Annotated in this window: 16 protein-coding genes; 9 read left to right on the top strand and 7 right to left on the bottom strand. The window is 75.6% G+C overall.

What is annotated here, in order from left to right:
- Window positions 1–10 precede the first annotated feature (10 nt).
- From AC068A_RS21495 to AC068A_RS21485, 3 genes are read right to left on the bottom strand one after another with little or no spacing between them, the layout of a single operon-like run.
- A complete protein-coding gene (locus tag AC068A_RS21495; RefSeq protein WP_478587135.1) occupies window positions 11–1,876 on the bottom strand; it encodes a phage tail sheath family protein in 1,866 nt (621 codons plus the stop codon).
- A 24-nt stretch (window positions 1,877–1,900) separates the two neighbouring features.
- The gene (locus AC068A_RS21490) at window positions 1,901–2,830 is read right to left on the bottom strand and encodes a hypothetical protein (RefSeq protein WP_478587133.1); all 930 of its coding nucleotides are present in this window, start codon (window positions 2,828–2,830) and stop codon (window positions 1,901–1,903) included.
- Window positions 2,827–3,426 (bottom strand): Pvc16 family protein, encoded by a 600-nt coding sequence (locus tag AC068A_RS21485; protein ID WP_478587131.1) that lies wholly within the window; start codon window positions 3,424–3,426, stop codon window positions 2,827–2,829. Before AC068A_RS21485 ends, AC068A_RS21490 begins: the two co-directional genes overlap by 4 nt.
- Before the next feature lie 163 nt (window positions 3,427–3,589).
- On the opposite strand from AC068A_RS21485, the gene AC068A_RS21480 reads away from it, so the two are divergent.
- The 3 genes from AC068A_RS21480 (at window position 3,590) to AC068A_RS21470 (ending at window position 6,457) form a co-directional block, all read left to right on the top strand.
- Window positions 3,590–4,516, top strand: a complete 927-nt coding sequence (locus AC068A_RS21480; RefSeq protein WP_478587129.1) for a hypothetical protein — start codon at window positions 3,590–3,592, stop codon at window positions 4,514–4,516.
- 133 nt (window positions 4,517–4,649) lie between these two features.
- A complete protein-coding gene (locus AC068A_RS21475; protein WP_478587127.1) occupies window positions 4,650–5,321 on the top strand; it encodes a TetR/AcrR family transcriptional regulator in 672 nt (223 codons plus the stop codon).
- A complete protein-coding gene (locus tag AC068A_RS21470) occupies window positions 5,318–6,457 on the top strand; it encodes a DUF2867 domain-containing protein (protein WP_478587126.1) in 1,140 nt (379 codons plus the stop codon). The genes AC068A_RS21475 and AC068A_RS21470 overlap by 4 nt, the downstream gene beginning before the upstream one ends.
- Window positions 6,458–6,476: 19 nt before the next feature.
- Here AC068A_RS21470 and recQ read toward each other — a convergent pair whose 3' ends face one another.
- Window positions 6,477–8,501 carry a DNA helicase RecQ gene (gene recQ, locus AC068A_RS21465; protein WP_478587124.1) on the bottom strand — a complete coding sequence of 675 codons (2,025 nt, stop codon included), beginning with the start codon at window positions 8,499–8,501 and terminating at the stop codon, window positions 6,477–6,479.
- A 10-nt stretch (window positions 8,502–8,511) separates the two neighbouring features.
- The gene (locus tag AC068A_RS21460; RefSeq protein WP_478587251.1) at window positions 8,512–9,873 is read right to left on the bottom strand and encodes an MFS transporter; all 1,362 of its coding nucleotides are present in this window, start codon (window positions 9,871–9,873) and stop codon (window positions 8,512–8,514) included.
- Between the two features lie 142 nt (window positions 9,874–10,015).
- Between AC068A_RS21460 and AC068A_RS21455 the strand changes: the two genes are divergently transcribed.
- The 6 genes from AC068A_RS21455 (at window position 10,016) to AC068A_RS21430 (ending at window position 15,972) form a co-directional block, all read left to right on the top strand.
- Window positions 10,016–10,375 carry an ArsR/SmtB family transcription factor gene (locus tag AC068A_RS21455; protein ID WP_478587123.1) on the top strand — a complete coding sequence of 120 codons (360 nt, stop codon included), beginning with the start codon at window positions 10,016–10,018 and terminating at the stop codon, window positions 10,373–10,375.
- A 24-nt stretch (window positions 10,376–10,399) separates the two neighbouring features.
- Window positions 10,400–10,963, top strand: coding sequence for an N-acetyltransferase family protein (locus tag AC068A_RS21450; protein WP_478587122.1), 564 nt, complete (start codon window positions 10,400–10,402; stop codon window positions 10,961–10,963).
- A 143-nt stretch (window positions 10,964–11,106) separates the two neighbouring features.
- A complete protein-coding gene (locus AC068A_RS21445; RefSeq protein WP_478587120.1) occupies window positions 11,107–12,654 on the top strand; it encodes a type III PLP-dependent enzyme domain-containing protein in 1,548 nt (515 codons plus the stop codon).
- A 5-nt stretch (window positions 12,655–12,659) separates the two neighbouring features.
- The gene (locus tag AC068A_RS21440; protein ID WP_478587118.1) at window positions 12,660–13,979 is read left to right on the top strand and encodes a pyridoxal-phosphate dependent enzyme; all 1,320 of its coding nucleotides are present in this window, start codon (window positions 12,660–12,662) and stop codon (window positions 13,977–13,979) included.
- Complete coding sequence (locus AC068A_RS21435) at window positions 13,979–15,205, top strand: aminotransferase class V-fold PLP-dependent enzyme (RefSeq protein WP_478587116.1); 1,227 nt, start codon at window positions 13,979–13,981, stop codon at window positions 15,203–15,205. Before AC068A_RS21440 ends, AC068A_RS21435 begins: the two co-directional genes overlap by 1 nt.
- Window positions 15,206–15,213: 8 nt before the next feature.
- Window positions 15,214–15,972 (top strand): class I SAM-dependent methyltransferase, encoded by a 759-nt coding sequence (locus AC068A_RS21430; protein ID WP_478587114.1) that lies wholly within the window; start codon window positions 15,214–15,216, stop codon window positions 15,970–15,972.
- 48 nt (window positions 15,973–16,020) lie between these two features.
- Here the strand turns inward: AC068A_RS21430 and AC068A_RS21425 are convergent, their stop codons facing one another.
- Entirely contained in the window at window positions 16,021–17,397 is a 1,377-nt protein-coding gene (locus tag AC068A_RS21425; RefSeq protein WP_478587112.1) for an MBL fold metallo-hydrolase, read from the bottom strand.
- 15 nt (window positions 17,398–17,412) lie between these two features.
- A complete protein-coding gene (locus AC068A_RS21420) occupies window positions 17,413–18,543 on the bottom strand; it encodes a molybdopterin-dependent oxidoreductase (RefSeq protein WP_478587110.1) in 1,131 nt (376 codons plus the stop codon).
- Window positions 18,544–18,554 lie beyond the last annotated feature (11 nt).

The raw sequence follows: 18,554 nt of genomic DNA, 5'->3' as shown, positions 1-18,554 counted from the left end.
GGCGGGCGGGTCAGCTGCGCCGGGCGTCGGCGGTGAACTGTCCGATGCGGAACACGACGAACTCGGCGGGGTAGGTGGGGGCCACGCCGACCAGGCAGATCAGCCGCCCGTTGTCGAGGTCGTTCTGGGTCATGGTGGTGCGGTCGCAGCGGACGAAGAAGGCCTCCTCGGGCTTGGTGCCCAGCAGGGCGCCGGTCCGCCAGGTGGCGAACAGGAAGTCCTCGACGGACTGCCGGACCGACGCCCACAGGCGTTCGTTGTTCGGCTCGAAGACCGCCCACTGGGTGGACTTCTCGATGGAGTGCTCCAGGTAGATGAAGAGCCTGCGGACGTTGACGTACTTCCACTCGGGGTCGGAGCTCATCGTGCGGGCGCCCCACACGCGCCGGGCGCGGCCCTCGAAGAAGCGCAGGGCGTTGATGCCCTCGGGGTTGAGGACGGACTGCCGGTCGTAGGTGACGTTGACGGTGAAGTCGTCGACTCCGAGGAGGACTTCGTTGGCGGGGGCCTTGTGCACCCCGCGCTCGGCGTCGCTGCGGGCGTAGACGCCGGCGACGTACCCGGAGGGCGGGACCTCGAGGACGGGGGCGGGGGCGCCGGGGTCGGGGCGCCGGGTCGGGTCGGTGATCCTGACCCACGGGTAGTAGAGGGCGGCGTACTTGCTGTCGAACTGGGCGCGGAACCTGCGGACTTCGGAGATCGAGCTGCCGCGGGGCGGGTCGACGACGGCGATCCGGTAGCGGAGCTTCTCGCAGTGCCCGATCAGGTGGTCGACCGCGGTCTTCTGGTCGGCCGGGGCGAGGGTGACGGTGTCCGGGGCGGCGACGACGGCGATGTCGTCGATCTCGGCGAGCGCGCCGAGCCCGAGCGCCGGGTTGGCGAGGCTGTCGGGGTCGGCCTCCCGGCCGGCCAGGTCCTCGGCTCCCAGCGGGTCCCCGTCGCCGCCGTCGGTGAGGTGGAGGCCGCCCTGCCCGGGCAGGAGCAGGGCGGCGAGCCGCGCGCCGGGGGTGATCGCAGGCGCCCCCGGCGCGGGCGGTACGGTCTCCAGCCAGACGAGGGAGAACTCGTCGGCCGGATCGGCGGCCTGGAGGACGTTGCCGACCGAGCGCGGGTGCCGGTCATCGAGTTCGAGCTCGTTGTACACGTCGGCGCGGCCGTCGAGGCGGACGGTGACGGCGAGGGTCAGGTGGAAGGCGGCGGTGCCGGCGGCCACGGCCTCGAAGCCGCCCTGGGCGTCCCGGTATCCGAGCACGCCGTCGGCGCGGCGGGCGACGACCCGGACGTTGCCGGGCTGCGGCGGGACCGTGTCGGCGATGACCGGTGGTGCTCCGGCGGCCAGCGGCGCGACCTCCACGGCGGCGCCCTCCTGTACCCCGGTGAGGCGGGGGGTGCCGCCGGGGCCGGTGACGAGGATGTTCTTGCCGCGCCGGAAGGTCACCGCGACGCCGATCCGGGCGCCGGCGGAGCCGGGCCAGCGGGCCCGCCAGCGCAGCAGCGGGGTGCCCTGGGCGGGCAGGGCCAGGGAGGCGAAGCTGCGGGGGACGTCGACGGCGCCGGCGGCGGTGCGGGGGAAGCGGAAGACCCGGGAGACGTAGAGCCGGCGGCCGCCGTTGGCGAAGAAGGCGCGGGCGGCGAGGGCGAGCGGGCAGTCCCCGTCGCCGATCCGCAGGCCGCCGAAGGCCCGTTCGTACTCGGTGAAGCCGGTGACGAGGACCGGTGCGGGGAGCACGGCGGGGCCGCCGGGCAGGGCGTAGGGCACGGGGCCGTACTCGGTCCGCCCGGCCATGCCGAAGGTGCTGGTCGGCACCCCCTCGATGGAGCGGGATCGGAAGCTGGTCTCCTCGACGTACACGCCGGGGGTCAGGTACTCGGGCATCGGGCGGCTCTCCTCGGTCGCGGGTCAGGCGGGGGTGTGGGGCAGGTCGGCGGCGTGGACCACCTGACCGACGGTGAGCGTGCGGACGGTGTCGGCGGCGCCGGTGCGGTACCCGGCGGGCCGGGCGGTCCCGCGCAGCACCGCGTTGTCGAGGTCCTGCGGCCGGGGCGGGGAGGTGCTGCGGACGACCGGCTCGGCGACGAGGCCGGCGAGCGGGTCGGGGGGCGGGCCGGCGGCCGGGGCGGCGGGCCCCCCGGCGGGCGGGGCGGCGGCCGGGTCCGGAGCGTGGGTGCGCAGTGCGATGTCGAACCGGGACGGCGGCGGCGAGGGCAGGACGCCCACGCCGTCGATCAGCAGCAGCACCTGGCCGTGCTCGTCGCCGTGCGCCCAGCCGAGCGGGACGCCGCCGGGCCCGAAGGCGTCCACCCGCGGCCAGCGCACCGGCGTCCCGGCGGCGGTGACGCGCAGCCGGATGCCGGTCGTGCCGAGGGGCACGGGGTAGGCGGGGCCGGGCAGCAGCCAGGGCACCAGCAGCCGGGCGTCGGCGCGGACGTACGGGGCGGAGGGCGGCCGGGCGTCGGCCCCGGCGAGTTCGGGCCGGGTCCACAGCGGCACGCGGAAGCGGCGCGGGATCCACCGCCGGGCGGGGTCGTCGACCCGTACGGTCACGGTGTGCGGCAGCCCACCGGAGGTGCCGTGCCGCAGGACGAACCCGGTCGCTCCGTGGCCTTCGAGGGGCCGGAGCAGGGCGCCGGGGCGCGGCCGGCGGCCCGGGACGGGGTCGTACTCGCAGCCGACGCGCAGCCCGGGCCCGGCCGGGGCGCGGGTGCGGGCGTCGAGCGGCCGGACGGCCAGGGCGAGGCGGTGCAGCACCTCGGCCGTCCCGGCGTCGACGGTGATCGGGTCCTCCCGCACCGCCGGGAGGCCCTCCCGCTCGGCGGCCCGGCCGGTCATCGCGCGCGCTCCGCGGAGACGGGGCCGGCGGCGACGGTCGTGACCGCGCCGGGAGCGGGGCCGGCCGGGCCGTCGATGCGGACGACCCGGGCCAGGTAGGGCAGGCAGAGCCGGTAGTCGGTCGTCATCGCCTGGAAGGCCTCGCTCATCGAGTCCATGGCCAGCTCGTCGGGGACGATCTGCACCGAGTCGCCCGGGAGCCAGTCCCCGCTGGGGTGCAGGAGCGGCCCGGAGAGCAGGGCCTCGGCCTCGAGGATCCGGGCGACGAGCCCGAGCCATTCCAGCTCCGCCTCCACGAACTGGTCCCAGGCGGCGACCATCAGGTGCATCCGCAGCGGCAGCCGGGGCAGCCCGTCCTGGGCGGCCAGCGCAGCGAGGGCGGGCCGGGTCTCCCGGTCGATGCTCAGGCGGTAGCAGTACACGGAGACCGCGGGGTTGCGGATGACGGAGCCCGGGGTGTCGACCTTGTCGAAGTCGACCGGCCCGGCGAGGACTGCCTCCGGGCGGCGCCCCACGGGGATCTCCTCGGCGAAGCGCCGGTTGAGCAGCGCGACGACGCTGCGCCCGACGGCGGCGAGAGCCCGGTATCCAGCCATGGGCCGATGCTGCGGCCCGCCGCGTCACGCCCGCGTTGCCGGCCCGGGCCCGGGCCCGGGCGCGGGCCGGCGGCGCCCGGTGCGCGATGGCCGGGCGACGAACCGGTGACACCGTCCGGCGCACACTCGGGTCGCGCCTGCCCGCATCGACCAGGAGAGCCACATGAGCAGCACCGCGCACACCCGACCGGCCGGCAGCAGCACGGGCGGCTGCGACCCCGGCGCCATCGACGAACTGGCCTGCATCGCCACGGGAATCCAGCGCCGGGCCGAGGTCACCCAGGAGCACCTGCCGCAGCTGCGGGAGTTCCAGGAGAAGTTCAACGGGGCCCGGACCCGGTACACCCGGGCCCGGCTGGCCGCGAAGGCGGATCTGGACGAGGCGGCCGCGACGCTCGGCAAGGTCCGCGAGCAGATCCGCTGCCGGGTCGGGCACGAGCAGCGCCACTGCCTGGCGCAGGCCGTGGACCGGGTCTTCGACGACATCCGCAGGTGCGCGGGCGGTTGGGGCTGCTGTGCGGACGACTGCGGGTGCGATTTCTCGGACACGGTCCACCCGGACGACACGGTCGCCTCCCTCGCGTCCCGGATCGCCCGGTACACGCAGGACACCCAGAAGGCGGCGGCCTGTTTCACGGCGCTGGAGGGCGAGGTGGCGGCGCTGCCCGAGCGGGCGGTGAAGATCAAGGCGGATGCGGTGCAGCTGCTGGCCGACGTCTGCGACCCGGTGCTCGGCCAGGACGTCGTACGCCTCTACGCGCGCCTGCTGGTGCTGCTGCGCCGGATCGCGGAGGCCTTCCGGGGCTTCGCCACCGTCTCGGAGTTCGTCGACTGCCTGTGCAAGGCGCTGCTGTGCGTCCTCAAGGGCTGGCAGGCCATCGCCGTGCTGGAGGGCGCCCGGGCGGAGCTGCTGTGCAAGGAGGAGACCCGGCGCGCGGCGTGCGAGCGCAAGCAGCGGGAGACCGTCGAGGAGGTGATGGCCGAGTACACCCGCCTGTGCCCCCCGCCGTGCCCGGCCCAGGGCGAGCCGGCCCACGAGGACGCCACGGACTCCGAGGAGGCGGAGCCCGCACCGGCCGCGGCCGGGTAGCCGACCCTCGCTCCCGCCTCCCGGTGTGCGAGCCGGCCGCCGGGGGACCGCGTCCGGGTGGGCCGGCCGGGTCACCTCCCGGGACGCCCGGCCCCACCCGGCGCGTGAAGCCCGGGCGCGTTAAGATACATGCATGCATGTACGTAATGAGCAACCGGGCCGACCGGCCGTGCCGGTTACGGCAACGCCTCGCCGCCCCCGACAGGCCGAGCGCAGTGCCGCGTCCCGCAGCGCCCTGCTGGAGGCCGCCGCCCGCGGCCTGTCCCGGTACGGCTATGGCAATCTCGTCCTGGCGCAGGTGGCCGCCGACGCCGGTTACACCCGCGGCGCGCTGTACCACCAGTTCAAGGGCAAGGAGGAACTCACCCTCGCCGCCCTGGGCTGGGTCCTCGACACCTGGGAGCGGGAGGTGGGCGTCCTCGTCGGACGCGAGCCGGAGCCCGTCGCGGCGCTGCTGGCCATGGCGCGCGGTCACGCCGTGTTCTGCCGGCGCGACATCGCCCGCATGGCGCTCGCGCTGCGGCTGGAGTTCAGCGGACAGGACCATCCCGTGGGGCGCGCGGTGGAGGAGGGCCATGCCTCGCTCGTCGCCGACTGCGAGCGCCTGATCGGGTCCGGCCGGGCGTCGGGAGCGATCCCGCCCGGCCCGCCGGCCCACACCCTCGCACTCGCCTTCGTCGGCGCCCTCGAAGGAGCCGTCGTATCGCTGGCCGGCCAGACGCCGTACGACGAGGTGCTCGCCGAACGCGCCGCGGCCGGCGTCCTGGGGATCCGCCCCACGGGCCGGACGGAGGAGCAGCGATGAGGATCCCGAGGACCGCCCACGGGTCCCGCCCCTGGCGCATCCACGACCTGGCCCGGGACTTCCGCGTCGAGGACGTCTGGGCGCTGCCCACGCCCGGCGGCCCCGGCGACCTTCCGCTGCTGGTCGAGTGGTTCACCGAGGACGACGGCCCGAACCCCTTCTCCGGCGCCGCCCGTGTGCTCTTCTCGCTCCGCATGCGCCTGGGGAAGCTCCTCGGCTGGGAGGCGGACGGAGCGGGTGTCGGCTCGCGGGTGCCGTCGCTGCGGACCCGGCTGCCCGAGGACCTGCGGGCGGGGCCGCGCGGCCCGGACCTGCCGTCGCTTCCCTTCACCTCCGTCTTCCTGACGGACACCGAGTGGGCGGCCGAGAGCGCCAACAGCACCGTGCACACCGTGCTGCACGTCGGTTGGGTTCCGGACGGAACCGGAGGCCACCACGGTGAGATGACGGTACTCGTGAAGCCGAACGGCCTGCTCGGCAGGGCCTACATGACCGCGATCGCGCCCTTCCGGCATCTGATCGTCTACCCCGCGCTGATGCGCATGGTCCGACGGGACTGGCGGGCGAAGACGGCGCCGGCAACCGGCCGGCCGGCAGCCGCGCGGGCGGCCGCCGCGCCACCGGAGGTCCGCCGACAGTACGAGATCCCCGCGGAAACACGGGCCCTCGCCGGTCCCGGGAAGGCCGGCTACGCCGACGTCTTCACCCTCACCACGGACGGGACGACCTCGTCACCGGAGCACTGGGCCCGCGCCCTGTTCGAGGACGTCGCCGGACTCCAGGGCCAGTTCGTCTGGCGGGTGCTGCTCGGCCTGCGGCTGCGCCGGCGGGCGTCACCGCAGTACGTCGCCGGCTGGCGGATCGCCGAGCGCCGCGACGGCCGGATCCGGCTCGAAGCCCATTCCCGGATGCTGACCGGCCACCTCGTCGTCCAGGTCGACGACGACCGGGTCTCGCTGGCCACGGCCCTCCGCTACCGCCGGCCGCCGGCGGCATGGGTCTGGCCACCGCTGGCGGCCGTCCACCGGCGGCTGGCGCCCGGCCTCCTCCGGGACGCCCACCGGATCCTGCACCCCGGCGTCGCCCGGCAGGCGCCCCGAGGCGAGTCACAAGATCCGCCGCACGCCCCTGGCTGAGCGGCCTCGGGGAGGCCGCTTAGTCCCAGTCGTCCCAGGGCGGGTCCGTCTCCTCGGGGTCGAGGGGCGGCTCGTCGTCCCACGGCTCCTGTTGCCCGGTCCGGCCCGGGCCGGCGGGGGCGGCGGCCGCCGCCGGCCCGGCTGCCGCTGCGGGTGCGGCGGCCGGGGCCGCGGCCGTCGGCGTGTCGGCGGCGGATTCGGCGAGGGCGTCGAGGATCCCCTCGGCGTACTTGGCGAGCTTCGCCTCGCCTACCCCGCTGATCGTGCCGAGTTCCGCGGCGGTGGCGGGCAGCCGCGTCGCGATCTCGCGCAGGGTCGCGTCGTGGAAGACCACGTACGCCGGTACGCCCTGCTCGCGCGCCGTCGCGGCCCGCCAGGCCCGCAGGGACTCGAAGACCGGTACGGCGGCCGCCGGCAGATCGGCCGGGACGCGGGCGCCCTTCCCGGAGCGGGCTCCGGACTCCTTGCGGGCCCGGCTCGCGGCGGGCGCGGTCTCCTTGCGCATCGACACGGTCCGCCGACCGCCCAGCACCTCGCCGCTGGCGTCCGTCAGCACCAGCGTGCCGTAGTCGCCCTCGACCGCCAGCAGGCCCTGCGCCAGCAGCTGCCGTACGACGCCGCGCCATTCGCCGGCGCTCAGGTCGGCGCCGACGCCGAACACCGACAGCGTGTCGTGGTCGAACTGGATGACCTTGGCCGTCTTCTTGCCCTGGAGGATGTCGATGATCTGGCCGGCGCCGAACTTCTGCCGCCGCTCCCGGGCCAGCCGCCACACCGCCGACAGCAGCTTCTGCGCGGCGACCGTCCCGTCCCAGGACTCGGACGGGGTGAGGCAGGTGTCGCAGTTGCCGCAGGGCCCGGACTCCTGCCCGAAGTAGGCGAGCAGCCGCACGCGGCGGCATTCGACGGTCTCGCACAGGGCGAGCATCGCGTCGAGGTGGGCGGTCAGCGAGCGGCGGTGGGTGTCGTCGCCCTCGGAGCCGTCGATCAGCTTGCGCTGCTGGACCACGTCCTGCAGGCCGTACGCCAGCCAGGCGGTGGCCGGTTCGCCGTCGCGGCCGGCGCGGCCGGTCTCCTGGTAGTAGCCCTCGACCGACTTCGGCAGGTCCAGGTGGGCGACGAAGCGGACGTCGGGCTTGTCGATGCCCATGCCGAAGGCGATGGTCGCCACGACGACGATGCCGTCCTCGCGCAGGAAGCGGGCCTGGTTCGCGGCGCGCGTGGCAGCGTCCATGCCCGCGTGGTAGGCGACGGCGTCGATGCCGTGCTCCACGAGGGCGGCGGCGGTCTTCTCCACGGAGGCCCGGGAGAGGCAGTAGACGACTCCGGCCTCCCCCTCGTGCTCGGTGCGGATCAGGTCCAGCAACTGCTTGACGGGGTTGTTCTTGGCGGCGATCCGGTACTGGATGTTCGGCCGGTCGAAGCTGGCGACGAAGTGCCGCGCATCCTGGAGGCCGAGGCGGGCCGCGATCTCGGCGTGCGTGGCCGGGGTGGCCGTCGCCGTCAGGGCGATCCGGGGCACCTTGGGCCAGCGCTCGTGCAGCATGGACAGCGCGAGGTAGTCGGGCCGGAAGTCGTGGCCCCACTGGGCGACGCAGTGCGCCTCGTCGATGGCGAAGACGGAAATCTCGGCGCGGTCGAGGAGCCGCTGGGTTCCCTCGGTGCGCAGCCGCTCGGGGGCCAGGTACAGCAGGTCCAGCTCGCCGGCGAGGAGGAGCTGCTCCACGGTGCGCCGCTCGTCGAGGCCCTGCGTGGAGTTGAGGAAGCCGGCCCGCACGCCGAGCGCGGTCAGCGCGTCCACCTGGTCCTGCATCAGCGCGATCAGCGGCGAGATCACCACCCCGGTGCCGCCTCTGACGAGGGCCGGGATCTGGTAGCAGAGCGACTTGCCGCCGCCGGTCGGCATCAGCACCAGGGCGTCGCCGCCGTCGGCGACGTGCTCGATGATCTCCTTCTGCTCGCCGCGGAAGGAGTCGTACCCGAAGACGCGGTGAAGCACCTGCAGGGCATCGCTGGTCTCGGGGGACGCGTCCGAAAGGGTCATGTCCGGCAGCCTACCGACCTCCTGCGACACCCCGCTCCGCCCTGTGGAAAACCAGGCCCGCGGGACGGTGGCCGCGCGGGCGGTCGACGGCCGCGGCGGGGCACCACAGGCGGGCCGCGGCGGCGGCCGAGACGGCGGCGACCGCACCGAGGACGGCGACGGCGGCGGTCAGGCCGGCGGCGGCGCCGGCCCAGCCGGCCAGCGGGTAGGTCAGCAGCCAGCAGGCGTGGGAGAGGGAGAACTGGGCGGCGAAGGCCTCGGTGCGCCGCTCGGCCGGAACGGTCTGGCGGATGAGCCGGCCGGCGGGGGTGAGCACCAGGGCGCCTCCGGCCCCGAACGCCGCCCAGGCCGCCAGCAGGGCGGGCCAGCGCCAGCTGCCGGAGCCGGCCGCGGTCAGGGCTCCGGCGGCGGCGAACACCGCGGTCAGGCCGAGGGCGCCGCGCAGCATCACCGTTCGGTCGGCGACCCGGTCCAGGACGCGGGGCAGGAGCAGGGCCACGGCCATGGAACCGGCCCCGTAGGCGCCGAGGGCGAGGGCCACGTCCCCGGTGGGGCGGCCCAGGTGGCCGGCGACGTAGACGACGGTGTTGACGATGACGAGCGCGCCGGCCGCGGCCACGGTGAGGTTGAGCAGCAGCAGGGCGCGCAGCTGCGGGGTGGCGAGGAAGAGCCGGGCGCCGGCGGTGGCGGCCGCGTACGCCCGCCGGCCGCGCCGGGAGGCACCGGGGCCCGCGTCGGAGCCGGCAGCGGCCGCCCCCGTGCCCGCTGCCCCGGCCGCTGCCCCGGCAGTCGCCCCGGCCGTCGCCCCGGGCAGGACGACGGAGGCGACCAGGACCGCGGAGCCGAGGAAGCCGGCGGCGGTCCCGAGGAAGAGCCGGTCGTAGCTCACGACGGAGAGCAGAGCGGCGGCCAGGGCGGGGCTGAACAGGCTCTCCAGGTCGTAGGCCAGCCGGGACAGGGACAGCGCCCGGGTGTAGTCGCGCTCCGCGGGCAGCACCTCGGGGATCACGGCCTGGAAGGCCGGGGTGAACACGGCCGAGGCGGCCTGGAGCACGAAGACCAGGACGTAGACCTGCCAGACCCGGTCGACGAACGGCAGGGACGCGGCCACCGCGGCGCGCCCCAGGTCGGCGCCGATCAGGAGGGTGCGGCGGGGCAGCCGGCGGGCGACGGCGCCGACGGCGGGCGCGATGGCGACGTAGGCCACCATCTTGATCGCCAGCGCGGTGCCGAGGACGGATCCGGCCCGGGGGCCCGCGATGTCGTAGGCGAGCAGGCCGAGGGCGACGGTGGCCAGGCCGGTGCCGGTCAGGGCGACGGCCTGGGCGGCGAACAGGTGCCGGTAGGTGCGGTTGCGCAGGACGGAGAGCATGCGGCGGCGGCCTTCCGCGCGGCGGTGGTCACCCCTCCACCGTATCGTCATGTGCGCAGATGCGCACATGACGAAGGGGCAGCTGCCCGTCCGCCCCCGGCCCGAACCCCACCGCCCCGCTCCCGCTGTCTACGCTGTCCCCATGCCCCTGAGCGATCCCCTGCCACCTGCGACCGCCTCGCACCTGCGCGCCCCCGACGGCGCCCGGCTGGCCGAGGCGGCGTCGGTCTTCGCGCTGCTCTCGGACCCCACGCGCCTGCACCTGCTGTGGCTGCTCGCCCAGGACGAGTCCGACGTCGGCACCCTCGCCGAGCAGTGCGCCGCCTCGCGCACCGCGGTCAGCCAGCACCTGGCCAAGCTGCGGCTGGCCCAGCTGGTGGAGTCCCGCAAGGAGGGGCGCCACGTCCACTACCGGCTCCGCGACGGCCACCTGCGCCGCCTGGTCCTGGAGGCGCTGAGCCACGCCGACCACCGGGTGAGCGGAGAGGCACCCCACGACTGACGGCCGCCGTGGCAGGCTGGGGCCATGCCGTCCCGAGATGTGGTGCCCGCGGTGCCCGAGCTGGTACAGCTGACGACGCTGGCCGGCGTGCCGCCCGACACCGCACGGCAGCTGACGGACTGCTGGACGGCCGTGGTCAACGCGGGCGGGGCGGTGATCGCCCCCGAGCTGCCGATGCCGCCCGTGACCGCGGCCGATGTCGCGCCCGCGGTGGACCGGCTCGTCCGCGGACTCGATCCGGTGCGCTGCCGGATCCTCCTCGCCGTCAACGACGGGACCCTGTCCGGCTGGCTGGTTCTGCGCCATGACCCGCACCCGCTGGTGGCCCACTGCGGGGTGGTCAACCACCTCCAGACCCTCCCCGGGCTGCGCGGCCGCGGCATCGGCACCGCCCTGATGACCGGCGCGGCCGGCATCGCGCGCGACGAGCTCGGCCTGGAACGGCTGCAGCTCAGCGCCCGGTCCGGGAACGGGCTGGAGGAGTTCTACCGGCGGCTGGGCTGGGTGGAGGTGGGCCGGTGGCCTGGCGCGCTGCGCGTGGCGCCCGGGGACGACCGGGACGACGTCCTGATGAGCCTCACCCTCTGAACCGGCCGTCCCGATCCGGCCAACCGCCCCCGCGTGCTCCCACGCCCCCTTCAGCTGCGGCAGGCGGGGAGCGATGATGGGCGGAGCCGTACGAGTGATCGCGGATGCGGGTCCGCACGTGTCGTCGGGGAGGGACGGCCGGGATGAGCGACGCCCCTTTGTACCTGGAACCGCGGCTCACCTCGGGCCCTGCGGCCCTGCTGCGCTCCGGGCCGTTCCTGCACGGCCTCGTGGACGCCCTCGGGTCGCCCCTGAACGTCGTCCTGCCGGAGGAGCTCGAGCGCAACGCGGAGGCCTTCGCCGAGGTCCTGCGGCGGCACCGGCTGCCCGGCCGGATCTGGTTCGCCCACAAGGCCACCGGCTCCAGCGCCCTGGTCCGGCACGCGGCCGCCACCGGCACCGGGCTGGACGCCGCCTCCGTGGAGGAGCTCCAGCACGCCCTCGGCGCCGGTTTCACCGGCGCCGACATCATGGCGACCGGGCCGAAGGACCCCGCCTTCCTCTGGCTCGCCGCCCGCTGCGGGGCCATCGTGAACGCCGACGGGCCGGGCGAACTCGCCGAGGCCGCCCGGCTGGTGCGCACGTACGGCCTGCCCCGGCTGCGCGTCGTCCTGCGCCTGTCGGAGTTCGGTGCGGCCGGACCCCGCACCCTGGCCCGGCCCACCCGCTTCGGCACCCCCGAACGGAACCTGGCCCGGCTGCTCGACCTGCTCGACACGCTGCGGGACGCCCTGGAGCCCGTCGGCGTCGGCTACCACCTGGACACCACCAGCGCGGACGAGAAGGCCGTCGCCCTGGAGGGCTGCCTGCGGGCCGTGGACGGGCTGCGGCTGCGGGGCTTCCAACCCCGGGCGATCGACGTCGGCGGCGGCTTCGGCGTCAGCTACCTCGCGCACGCCGCCCAGTGGGAGCGCTGGACGACCGCCCTCACCGAGTCCGTGCTCGGCCGCCGCGGACCGCTGGCCTGGGGCGGGAACGGCTACGGGCTGCGCGTGGAGAGCGGCGTCCTCAAGGGCGCGCCCGCCCTGTACCCCGCGTACCGGCCGGCCACCGGCGCCGCCTACCTCGACGAACTGCTCTCCCGCCCGGCGCCGGGACTGGGCCGCCCGCTCGGCACGCTGCTGCTGGAGAGCCTGTGCGACCTGTACGCCGAACCGGGCCGCGCCCTCGTCGACCAGTGCGGGCTGACCCTCGGCCGGGTCACGGAGGTCCGCGACGACGCCGGGGGCCCGCCGCGGGTGCGGCTCGCGCTGAACGCGGGCGACGTGGGCCTGGAGGAGCACGGCGTGCTCGTGGACCCGGTCCTCGTCCCCCGCGGCGGCGGCCCGGCCCTCATCGGTGGCGCCGACGGTGGCGCCGACGACCCCGCCGCCGGCCCGGCCCCCGGCCCGGCCCCCGGCCCCGTCGGCGTGCACCTCATGGGCAGCCTCTGCCTGGAGGCCGACCTGATCACCCGCCGGACCGTCTTCCTGCCCCGCCTGCCCCGCCCCGGCGACCTGCTGGCCTTCCCCAACACGGCCGGGTACTGCATGGACTTCACCGCCACCCGGGCCCAACGCCAGCCCGTGGCCCGCAAGGTGGCCGTCAGAGCCGCCGCAGCCGGCACCGCAACCGACGCCGGAGGGGAGGGCGGAGCCTGGCGCTGGTGCCTGGACGAGCAGTACTGGCCGGTCACGGAAACGGGGGGATGAGGCACATGAGGTACGACAGCATCACCGACGCCATCGGCAACACCCCGCTGGTGCGCATCGATCCGGACGTGCACGGACTGCGGAACATCGATCTCTACGCCAAGCTGGAGATGCTCAACCCGTTCGGCTCGCTCAAGGACCGGCCCGCCTGGAACATGGTCCGCCAACGGCTGGCGGAGGCCGCGGCCGGCGGCGAGACGGTGGTCGAGCTGTCCAGCGGGAACACGGCGAAGGCCCTGGCCCTGATCGCGGGCCTGCACGGGTTGCCGTTCAAGAGCGTCACCAACCGCATGCGCGTCCCCGAGATCAAGGACCTGCTGCTCCTGCTGGGCGCGGAGATCGAGGAGCTGCCCGGGCAGAGCGAATGCCTGGACCCGACCGACACCGCCGACCCGCTGACCCTCTTCCACCGGGAGCTCAGCCTCCCCGGGAGCTCCCACCTCCACACCGACCAGTACTTCAACCCGCTGAACGCCGAGGCCCACGCGCAGGGCACCGGCCCGGAGATCATCGCCGACCTGGACGGCCGCGCACCCGACTGGTTCATCGCCTGCGTGGGCACGGCCGGCTCCTCCACCGGGGTCGCCCGGGCGCTGCGCGCCCACGACCCGGCCGTGCGCGTGATCGGGCTCGTCGGCGCGAAGTCGGACTTCATCCCGGGCATCCGCACCGCCGACGAGGTGCAGGAGGTGGGCCTGTTCGACCCGGCCGCGTACGACGCGATCGAGGCGGTGAGCGCGGACGAGGCCCTCGACGGGATGCTGGTCCTGCTGCGCCGCTGCGGGCTGCTGTCCGGCCCGACGGGCGGGGCCGCCTACCAGGGTGCGGTCCGCCACCTGCGGCCGCTGGACGCCGCACTGACCGAGCGCCGGACGGCCGTGTTCATCGTGTGCGACCGGGCCGAGAGCTATCTGGGCTACGTCCGGCAGCGGCGGCCCGAGCTGCTGGGCCGGCCCGCCGTGCGCAACTCCGCCGCCACCGTCACCGCGGCCGAACTGGCCGCCGTCCACGCGATGGACGTGGCCGAGGCCCGCAAGTGGGTCGAATCGGGGCAGCCGCTGGTGGTCGACCTGCGCGGGCCGTTCGCGTACGGGGCGCTGCACATCGACGGCTCGGTCAACATCGTGGACGAGCTCTTCGCGGAACTCGTGCGCGGCGGGCTGCCGTTCAGCACCAGTCGGCCGGTGCTGCTGGCCTGCCCGGTCGGCGAGCAGTCCCAGCGGTACGCGGCCCTGCTGACCCGGATGGGGCATCCGGACGTACGCAGCCTCGCGGGCGGCATCATCGCCTGGCGGGACGCCGGCGCCCCGCTGGTGCGCGACTGATGGCCGGCCCGCCGACCGCGCCGGCCACGCCGGATCCGCGGGCGGAACTGCGGGAGCTGGCCGCCTGGCAGCGCCCGCTGCGCGCCGGGTTCCCCATCGTGGCCGGGCACCCCGGCCAGGCCTACCTCGACAGTGCCGCGACCGCGCAGAAGCCGCAAGCGGTCCTGGACGCCGTGCACGCCTACCTCACCACCTCCAACGCCAACTCCGCCCGCGGCTCCTACCCGTGGGCGAACGCGACGACGGCGCTGGTGGAGGACGCCCGCGAGCAGGTGAAGGCGTTCCTCGGGGACCCGGACCCCGAGCGCTCGTCGGTGCACTTCACCAGCGGGGCCTCGGAGGGCCTGCGCACCGTCGCCCGCGACTGGCTGCCGGAGCTGCTCGCCGACGGCGACGAGATCGTCGTCCCCTTCGGCGACCACCGGGCGAACCTCGACCCCTGGCTGGAGGCGCGGGACCTGCTGGCCGCGCGCGGGGTGCGGATCACCGTCCGGGAGCTGCCCTGCCAGGCCGGGTCCGGGGACTACGACCCGGCGGCCCTGGCCGGTCTCGCGGGCCCGCGCACCCGGTTCGTGGCCGCGACGCACGTCCACCACGTGTACGGCGCCGACATGAACGTGCACCGCGTCCGCGAGGCGGTGGGGCCGCACGTGCCGATCTGCCTGGACGCCGCCCAGAGCGTCGGCCACCAGCCGGTCTCCCTCGCCGAACTGGACGTGGACTTCCTGGTGTTCTCCGGGCACAAGGCGCTCGCCCTGCCGGGGACCGGCGCGGTGTGGGCGCGGGGTGCGCGCGGCCCGGCGTTCCGCCCCGGCGGCTGGCCGGGTACGCCCAACACCGCGGGCATCGCGAGTCTCGCGGCGGCCCTGGACTGGCTCCGGGCTGCCGACGTGGGGCGGATCGCGCGGTGGACGACGGCACTGGCGGCCGTGCTGACCGACGGGCTGGCCCGGCTGCCCGCGTACGAGGTCCTCGGCTGCCGGACCAGCCTGGCGGCCGAATCCCGCGTGCAGCGGCGCTGCGGCATCGTGACCTTCCGGCACCACGGGATCGGCTCGCAGGACCTGGGGTTCATCCTGTACAGCCACGGGTTCATGGTGCGCTCCGACGAGCACTGCCAGGCCGGGCGAAGTGTACGGGACGGGTCGGTACGCGTGAGCCTTCACGTGTACAACACGCTCGAAGAGATGGAGGAGTTGCTGACGGTGCTCGCCAACCTGCAATGATTTTCACTATGGATATGAGCGCAGTCACGGCCGCGCGCTGGGTGGAGCGCTGGGAGTGCCAGCAGCAGCGGTACGCGGTGGACCGCGAGGAGCGGTTCACGGTCATCGCGGACGTGGTCGAGCACGTCACGCACACCGCGTCCGGCCGCCGCCTCCTCCTCGATCTGGGCAGCGGTCCGGGCACGCTCGCCGCGCGCCTGGCCGACCGGCTGCCCGGCTCCGAGGTGCTGGCCGTCGACGCGGACCCGCTGCTGCTGGAGCTGGGCCGGGCGCACTTCGGGGACCGGCTGCGGTACGTGCGGGCCCTGATCGGCGCGCCCGGCTGGCTCGACGCGCTGGGCCTCGACCGGCCGGTGGACGCGGCCGTCTCCACCACGGCACTGCACTACCTGGACCGGGCCACGCTGGGCGGCGTGTACCGGGACCTGGCCGAACGGCTGCGCCCGGGCGGGGTGTTCGTCAACGGCGACAACATCGCACCCGACGAGGCGCCGCTGCGCGCCCTCGCACACGACATCGGCCGCCGCCACAGCGAGCGCAACCTGGCCTTCACGCACGAGGACTGGTCGTCCTGGTGGTCGGGGGCGGCCGCCGACCCGGAGCTGGCCCCGCTGCTGTCCTCCCCCGGCTCCGCCGGCCATCCGCCCTGTGCCGCCGACGACCTGCCGGTGTCGGCCCATGCCGCGCTGCTGCGCGAGGCCGGCTTCCGCCATGTGGGCACGGTCTGGCAGTACGGCAGCAGCCGGGTCCTGGCCGCCGTACGCTGACCCGCGCGCGGGCGCGGGCCGCGGGCGGGGGCGGAGGTCCGGGGGCCGTCACGGGCCGGGGGCCGGGGGCCGTTGCGCGGGCCGCACCAGGTCCCCCGCCCCGCCCCGGGTGACCGCGGTGACGGGGATGCCGGCCCGGTCGAGGAGGCTGGCCGCGATGGTCGCCCGGCGGCCGCTGCCGCACACCGTCCAGACCTCCCGGTCCCGGGGCAGTTCCCCGAGCCGCCGGGGCAGTTCGGCCAGCGGCACGGCGAGGGCGCCGGGGACGCCGCCGTCGGAGCGCTCGGGCCGGACGTCCAGGATGCGCTGGCCGGCGAGGTGCCCGGCGAGTTCGGCGGCGTCGGCGGTCCGGAAGGACCGCAGGGGGCGGCCGGCGGCGGCCCAGGCGTCGACGCCTCCCGCCAGGTGCCCGGCGATGTTGTCGTAGCCGATCCGCAGGAGCTGGCGCACCGCCTCGCGGCCCGCCTCCCCGGGCGGCTCGGGCAGGACGAGGACCAGGCGCGTGCCGAACGGGACGACCTCGGCGACCAGGCTCGCGAACCGGTCGTCGAGCTCCTCGCAGATCGATCCGGGCAGGTGGCCGGCGGCGAAGGAGGCGCGGTCGCGGCCGTCCACGATCTGCGCGCCGCCCCCGGCCAGCCCCTCCACCGCGGCGGGGGTGAGCGGCCGCAGCGCGGGCAGGCCGCCCAGGACGGGCGGGCCGGACCGGTTCACCGGGGCCATGTGGTGGTAGTAGGCCGGGTACGGCGACAGGCCCGCCATCCGCCCGCTGACGAACTCCTCCTCGTCCGCGGCGGTGAGCGCCGGGTTGGTGCGCCGCTCGGCGCCCACGGTGCTGGTCCGCTCCGCCGCCGCCGGGCCGGCCGAGCAGGAGCTGCCGGCGCCGTGGGTGGGCAGGACGCGGGTGGTGTCGGGCAGCAGGGCCAGCCGGCGCAGCGAGCGGTACTGGGCGCGGGCCAGCTCCTCGGTGTGGTCGGCGCCGGAGAGGTCGGTGCGGCCTGCGGTGCCGACGAGCAGGCTGCCGCCGGTGAACACGGCCGCCAGGTCGGGGCGGGGGCCGTCGAAGACGAGGTAGGAGGTGTGCTCGGCGGTGTGGCCCGGCGTCTCCATCGCCCGCACGGTCGCGTCCCCGATCGTGATCTCGTCGCCCTCGGCCAGTCCGAGGTGGTCGAAGGCGTACGGCGCCCGGGCGGGGCCCGCCACGGTGGCCCCGGTGGCGGCGCGGACCTCCAGGGCCCCGGAGACGTAGTCGTTGTGGACGTGGGTCTCCAGCGTGTACCGGATGCGTACGCCGCGTTCGGCGCAGGACTCCATCAGCTCCCAGCTGTCGCGCTGCGGGTCGACCAGGGCGGCTTCGTCCCCGCTCACGAGGAGGTAGCTCGTGTCGCCGAGCGAGGCGGTGGTCATGATCTCGATCTCGGTCATCGGGTCACCGGTCCTTCAGACGACGACCACGTCCACGCGGGCCACAGGGTTGCAGCCGTAGCCGTGGGCGTTCCAGGGTGCACCGTCCGGCTGGGTGTCGCCGCGGGCGTCGGTCGCCCGGGACAGCAGCCGGTAGGGGCCGGGCCGTACGGGTGTCCACCGGTACGACCAGGCGGTCCAGGCGTAGGGGCCGGCCGGGGCTTCGAGGCGGGCGTGGTGCCAGCCCGCGCCGGGGCCCCGGGCTCCGGCATCGCCGGCGGGGCCCTCGGCGTCGGCGTCGTCCCCGGCGTACTCCGCCCGCACCACCACCCGGCGCACGGGCACGCCGCCGCCCGACCAGGCCCGCCCCTGCACCAGGGTCTCGTGGCCGCGGCGCAGGTCCGCGTCCGGTTCGGGGGCGGTGATCAGCGATTTCACGCGGACGGTGGTGACGGGCCCTTCCGGGGTTCCGCGGGAGTCGGTGTACAGGTACTCCTCGGCCTGGAAGAGCCCGGTGAACGGTTCGGTCACGGCGCGGGCGCCGACCAGCCACTTCACATCGGCGACCGCGTACCGGCCGGGGACTACCAGGCGGACCGGCGCCCCGTGCTCGGGGGTGAGCGGCTCGCCGTTCATGTGCGTGGCCAGCAGGGTGTCGGGGTGGAGGGCCACGTCGAGGGGGAGGCTTCGTTCGAAGGCGACGGGGCGGCCGTGCACGGTGCCGGAGTCGGCTCCGGTGAAGACGATCTCGACGGTGCGCGGGTCGAAGCGGGCCCGGGCGGCCAGGACCGCGAAGGGCACCCCGGCCACGCGGGTGCAGCCGACCGCCCGCTGGTCCCACGGGAGGCCGGGCGGGCGGGGCGTCATCAGGGCGCGGCCGTTGCCTGCACACTCCATGAGGACGTCGAGCTCCCTGCGCTCCACGGCGAGCAGTTCCCCGTATCCGAGGCTGAAGGGCGCGGCCGCGGCGCCGCCCAGGTGCAGCTGCCAGCGGTCGGGCGCGGTCTCGGGGATGCCGAAGTGGTCGCGGACGAACAGGGCGGCGACGGGCGTCACCGGTTCGGCCAGTGCCGCCGCCGGCGTCTGGGCGTTGTACGGGTCGGACGTCACCGTCTCCGGAGCCCAGCCGGTGGCACCGGACCCGAGCGGAATGGACCATGCCGTCATCGCGGAACCTC

The sequence above is a fragment of the Streptomyces sp. NPDC043854 genome, assembly GCF_056436005.1.
This window is presented reverse-complemented; position numbering and strand designations above follow the sequence as displayed.

Coding starts and splice junctions, on each gene's coding strand:
- AC068A_RS21495 (WP_478587135.1), bottom strand. CDS start 1,876: ATGCCCGAGTACCTGACCCCCGGCGTGTACGTCGAGGAGACCAGCTTC.
- AC068A_RS21490 (WP_478587133.1), bottom strand. CDS start 2,830: ATGACCGGCCGGGCCGCCGAGCGGGAGGGCCTCCCGGCGGTGCGGGAG.
- AC068A_RS21485 (WP_478587131.1), bottom strand. CDS start 3,426: ATGGCTGGATACCGGGCTCTCGCCGCCGTCGGGCGCAGCGTCGTCGCG.
- AC068A_RS21480 (WP_478587129.1), top strand. CDS start 3,590: ATGAGCAGCACCGCGCACACCCGACCGGCCGGCAGCAGCACGGGCGGC.
- AC068A_RS21475 (WP_478587127.1), top strand. CDS start 4,650: ATGCATGTACGTAATGAGCAACCGGGCCGACCGGCCGTGCCGGTTACG.
- AC068A_RS21470 (WP_478587126.1), top strand. CDS start 5,318: ATGAGGATCCCGAGGACCGCCCACGGGTCCCGCCCCTGGCGCATCCAC.
- recQ (WP_478587124.1), bottom strand. CDS start 8,501: ATGACCCTTTCGGACGCGTCCCCCGAGACCAGCGATGCCCTGCAGGTG.
- AC068A_RS21460 (WP_478587251.1), bottom strand. CDS start 9,873: ATGCTCTCCGTCCTGCGCAACCGCACCTACCGGCACCTGTTCGCCGCC.
- AC068A_RS21455 (WP_478587123.1), top strand. CDS start 10,016: ATGCCCCTGAGCGATCCCCTGCCACCTGCGACCGCCTCGCACCTGCGC.
- AC068A_RS21450 (WP_478587122.1), top strand. CDS start 10,400: ATGCCGTCCCGAGATGTGGTGCCCGCGGTGCCCGAGCTGGTACAGCTG.
- AC068A_RS21445 (WP_478587120.1), top strand. CDS start 11,107: ATGAGCGACGCCCCTTTGTACCTGGAACCGCGGCTCACCTCGGGCCCT.
- AC068A_RS21440 (WP_478587118.1), top strand. CDS start 12,660: ATGAGGTACGACAGCATCACCGACGCCATCGGCAACACCCCGCTGGTG.
- AC068A_RS21435 (WP_478587116.1), top strand. CDS start 13,979: ATGGCCGGCCCGCCGACCGCGCCGGCCACGCCGGATCCGCGGGCGGAA.
- AC068A_RS21430 (WP_478587114.1), top strand. CDS start 15,214: ATGGATATGAGCGCAGTCACGGCCGCGCGCTGGGTGGAGCGCTGGGAG.
- AC068A_RS21425 (WP_478587112.1), bottom strand. CDS start 17,397: ATGACCGAGATCGAGATCATGACCACCGCCTCGCTCGGCGACACGAGC.
- AC068A_RS21420 (WP_478587110.1), bottom strand. CDS start 18,543: ATGACGGCATGGTCCATTCCGCTCGGGTCCGGTGCCACCGGCTGGGCT.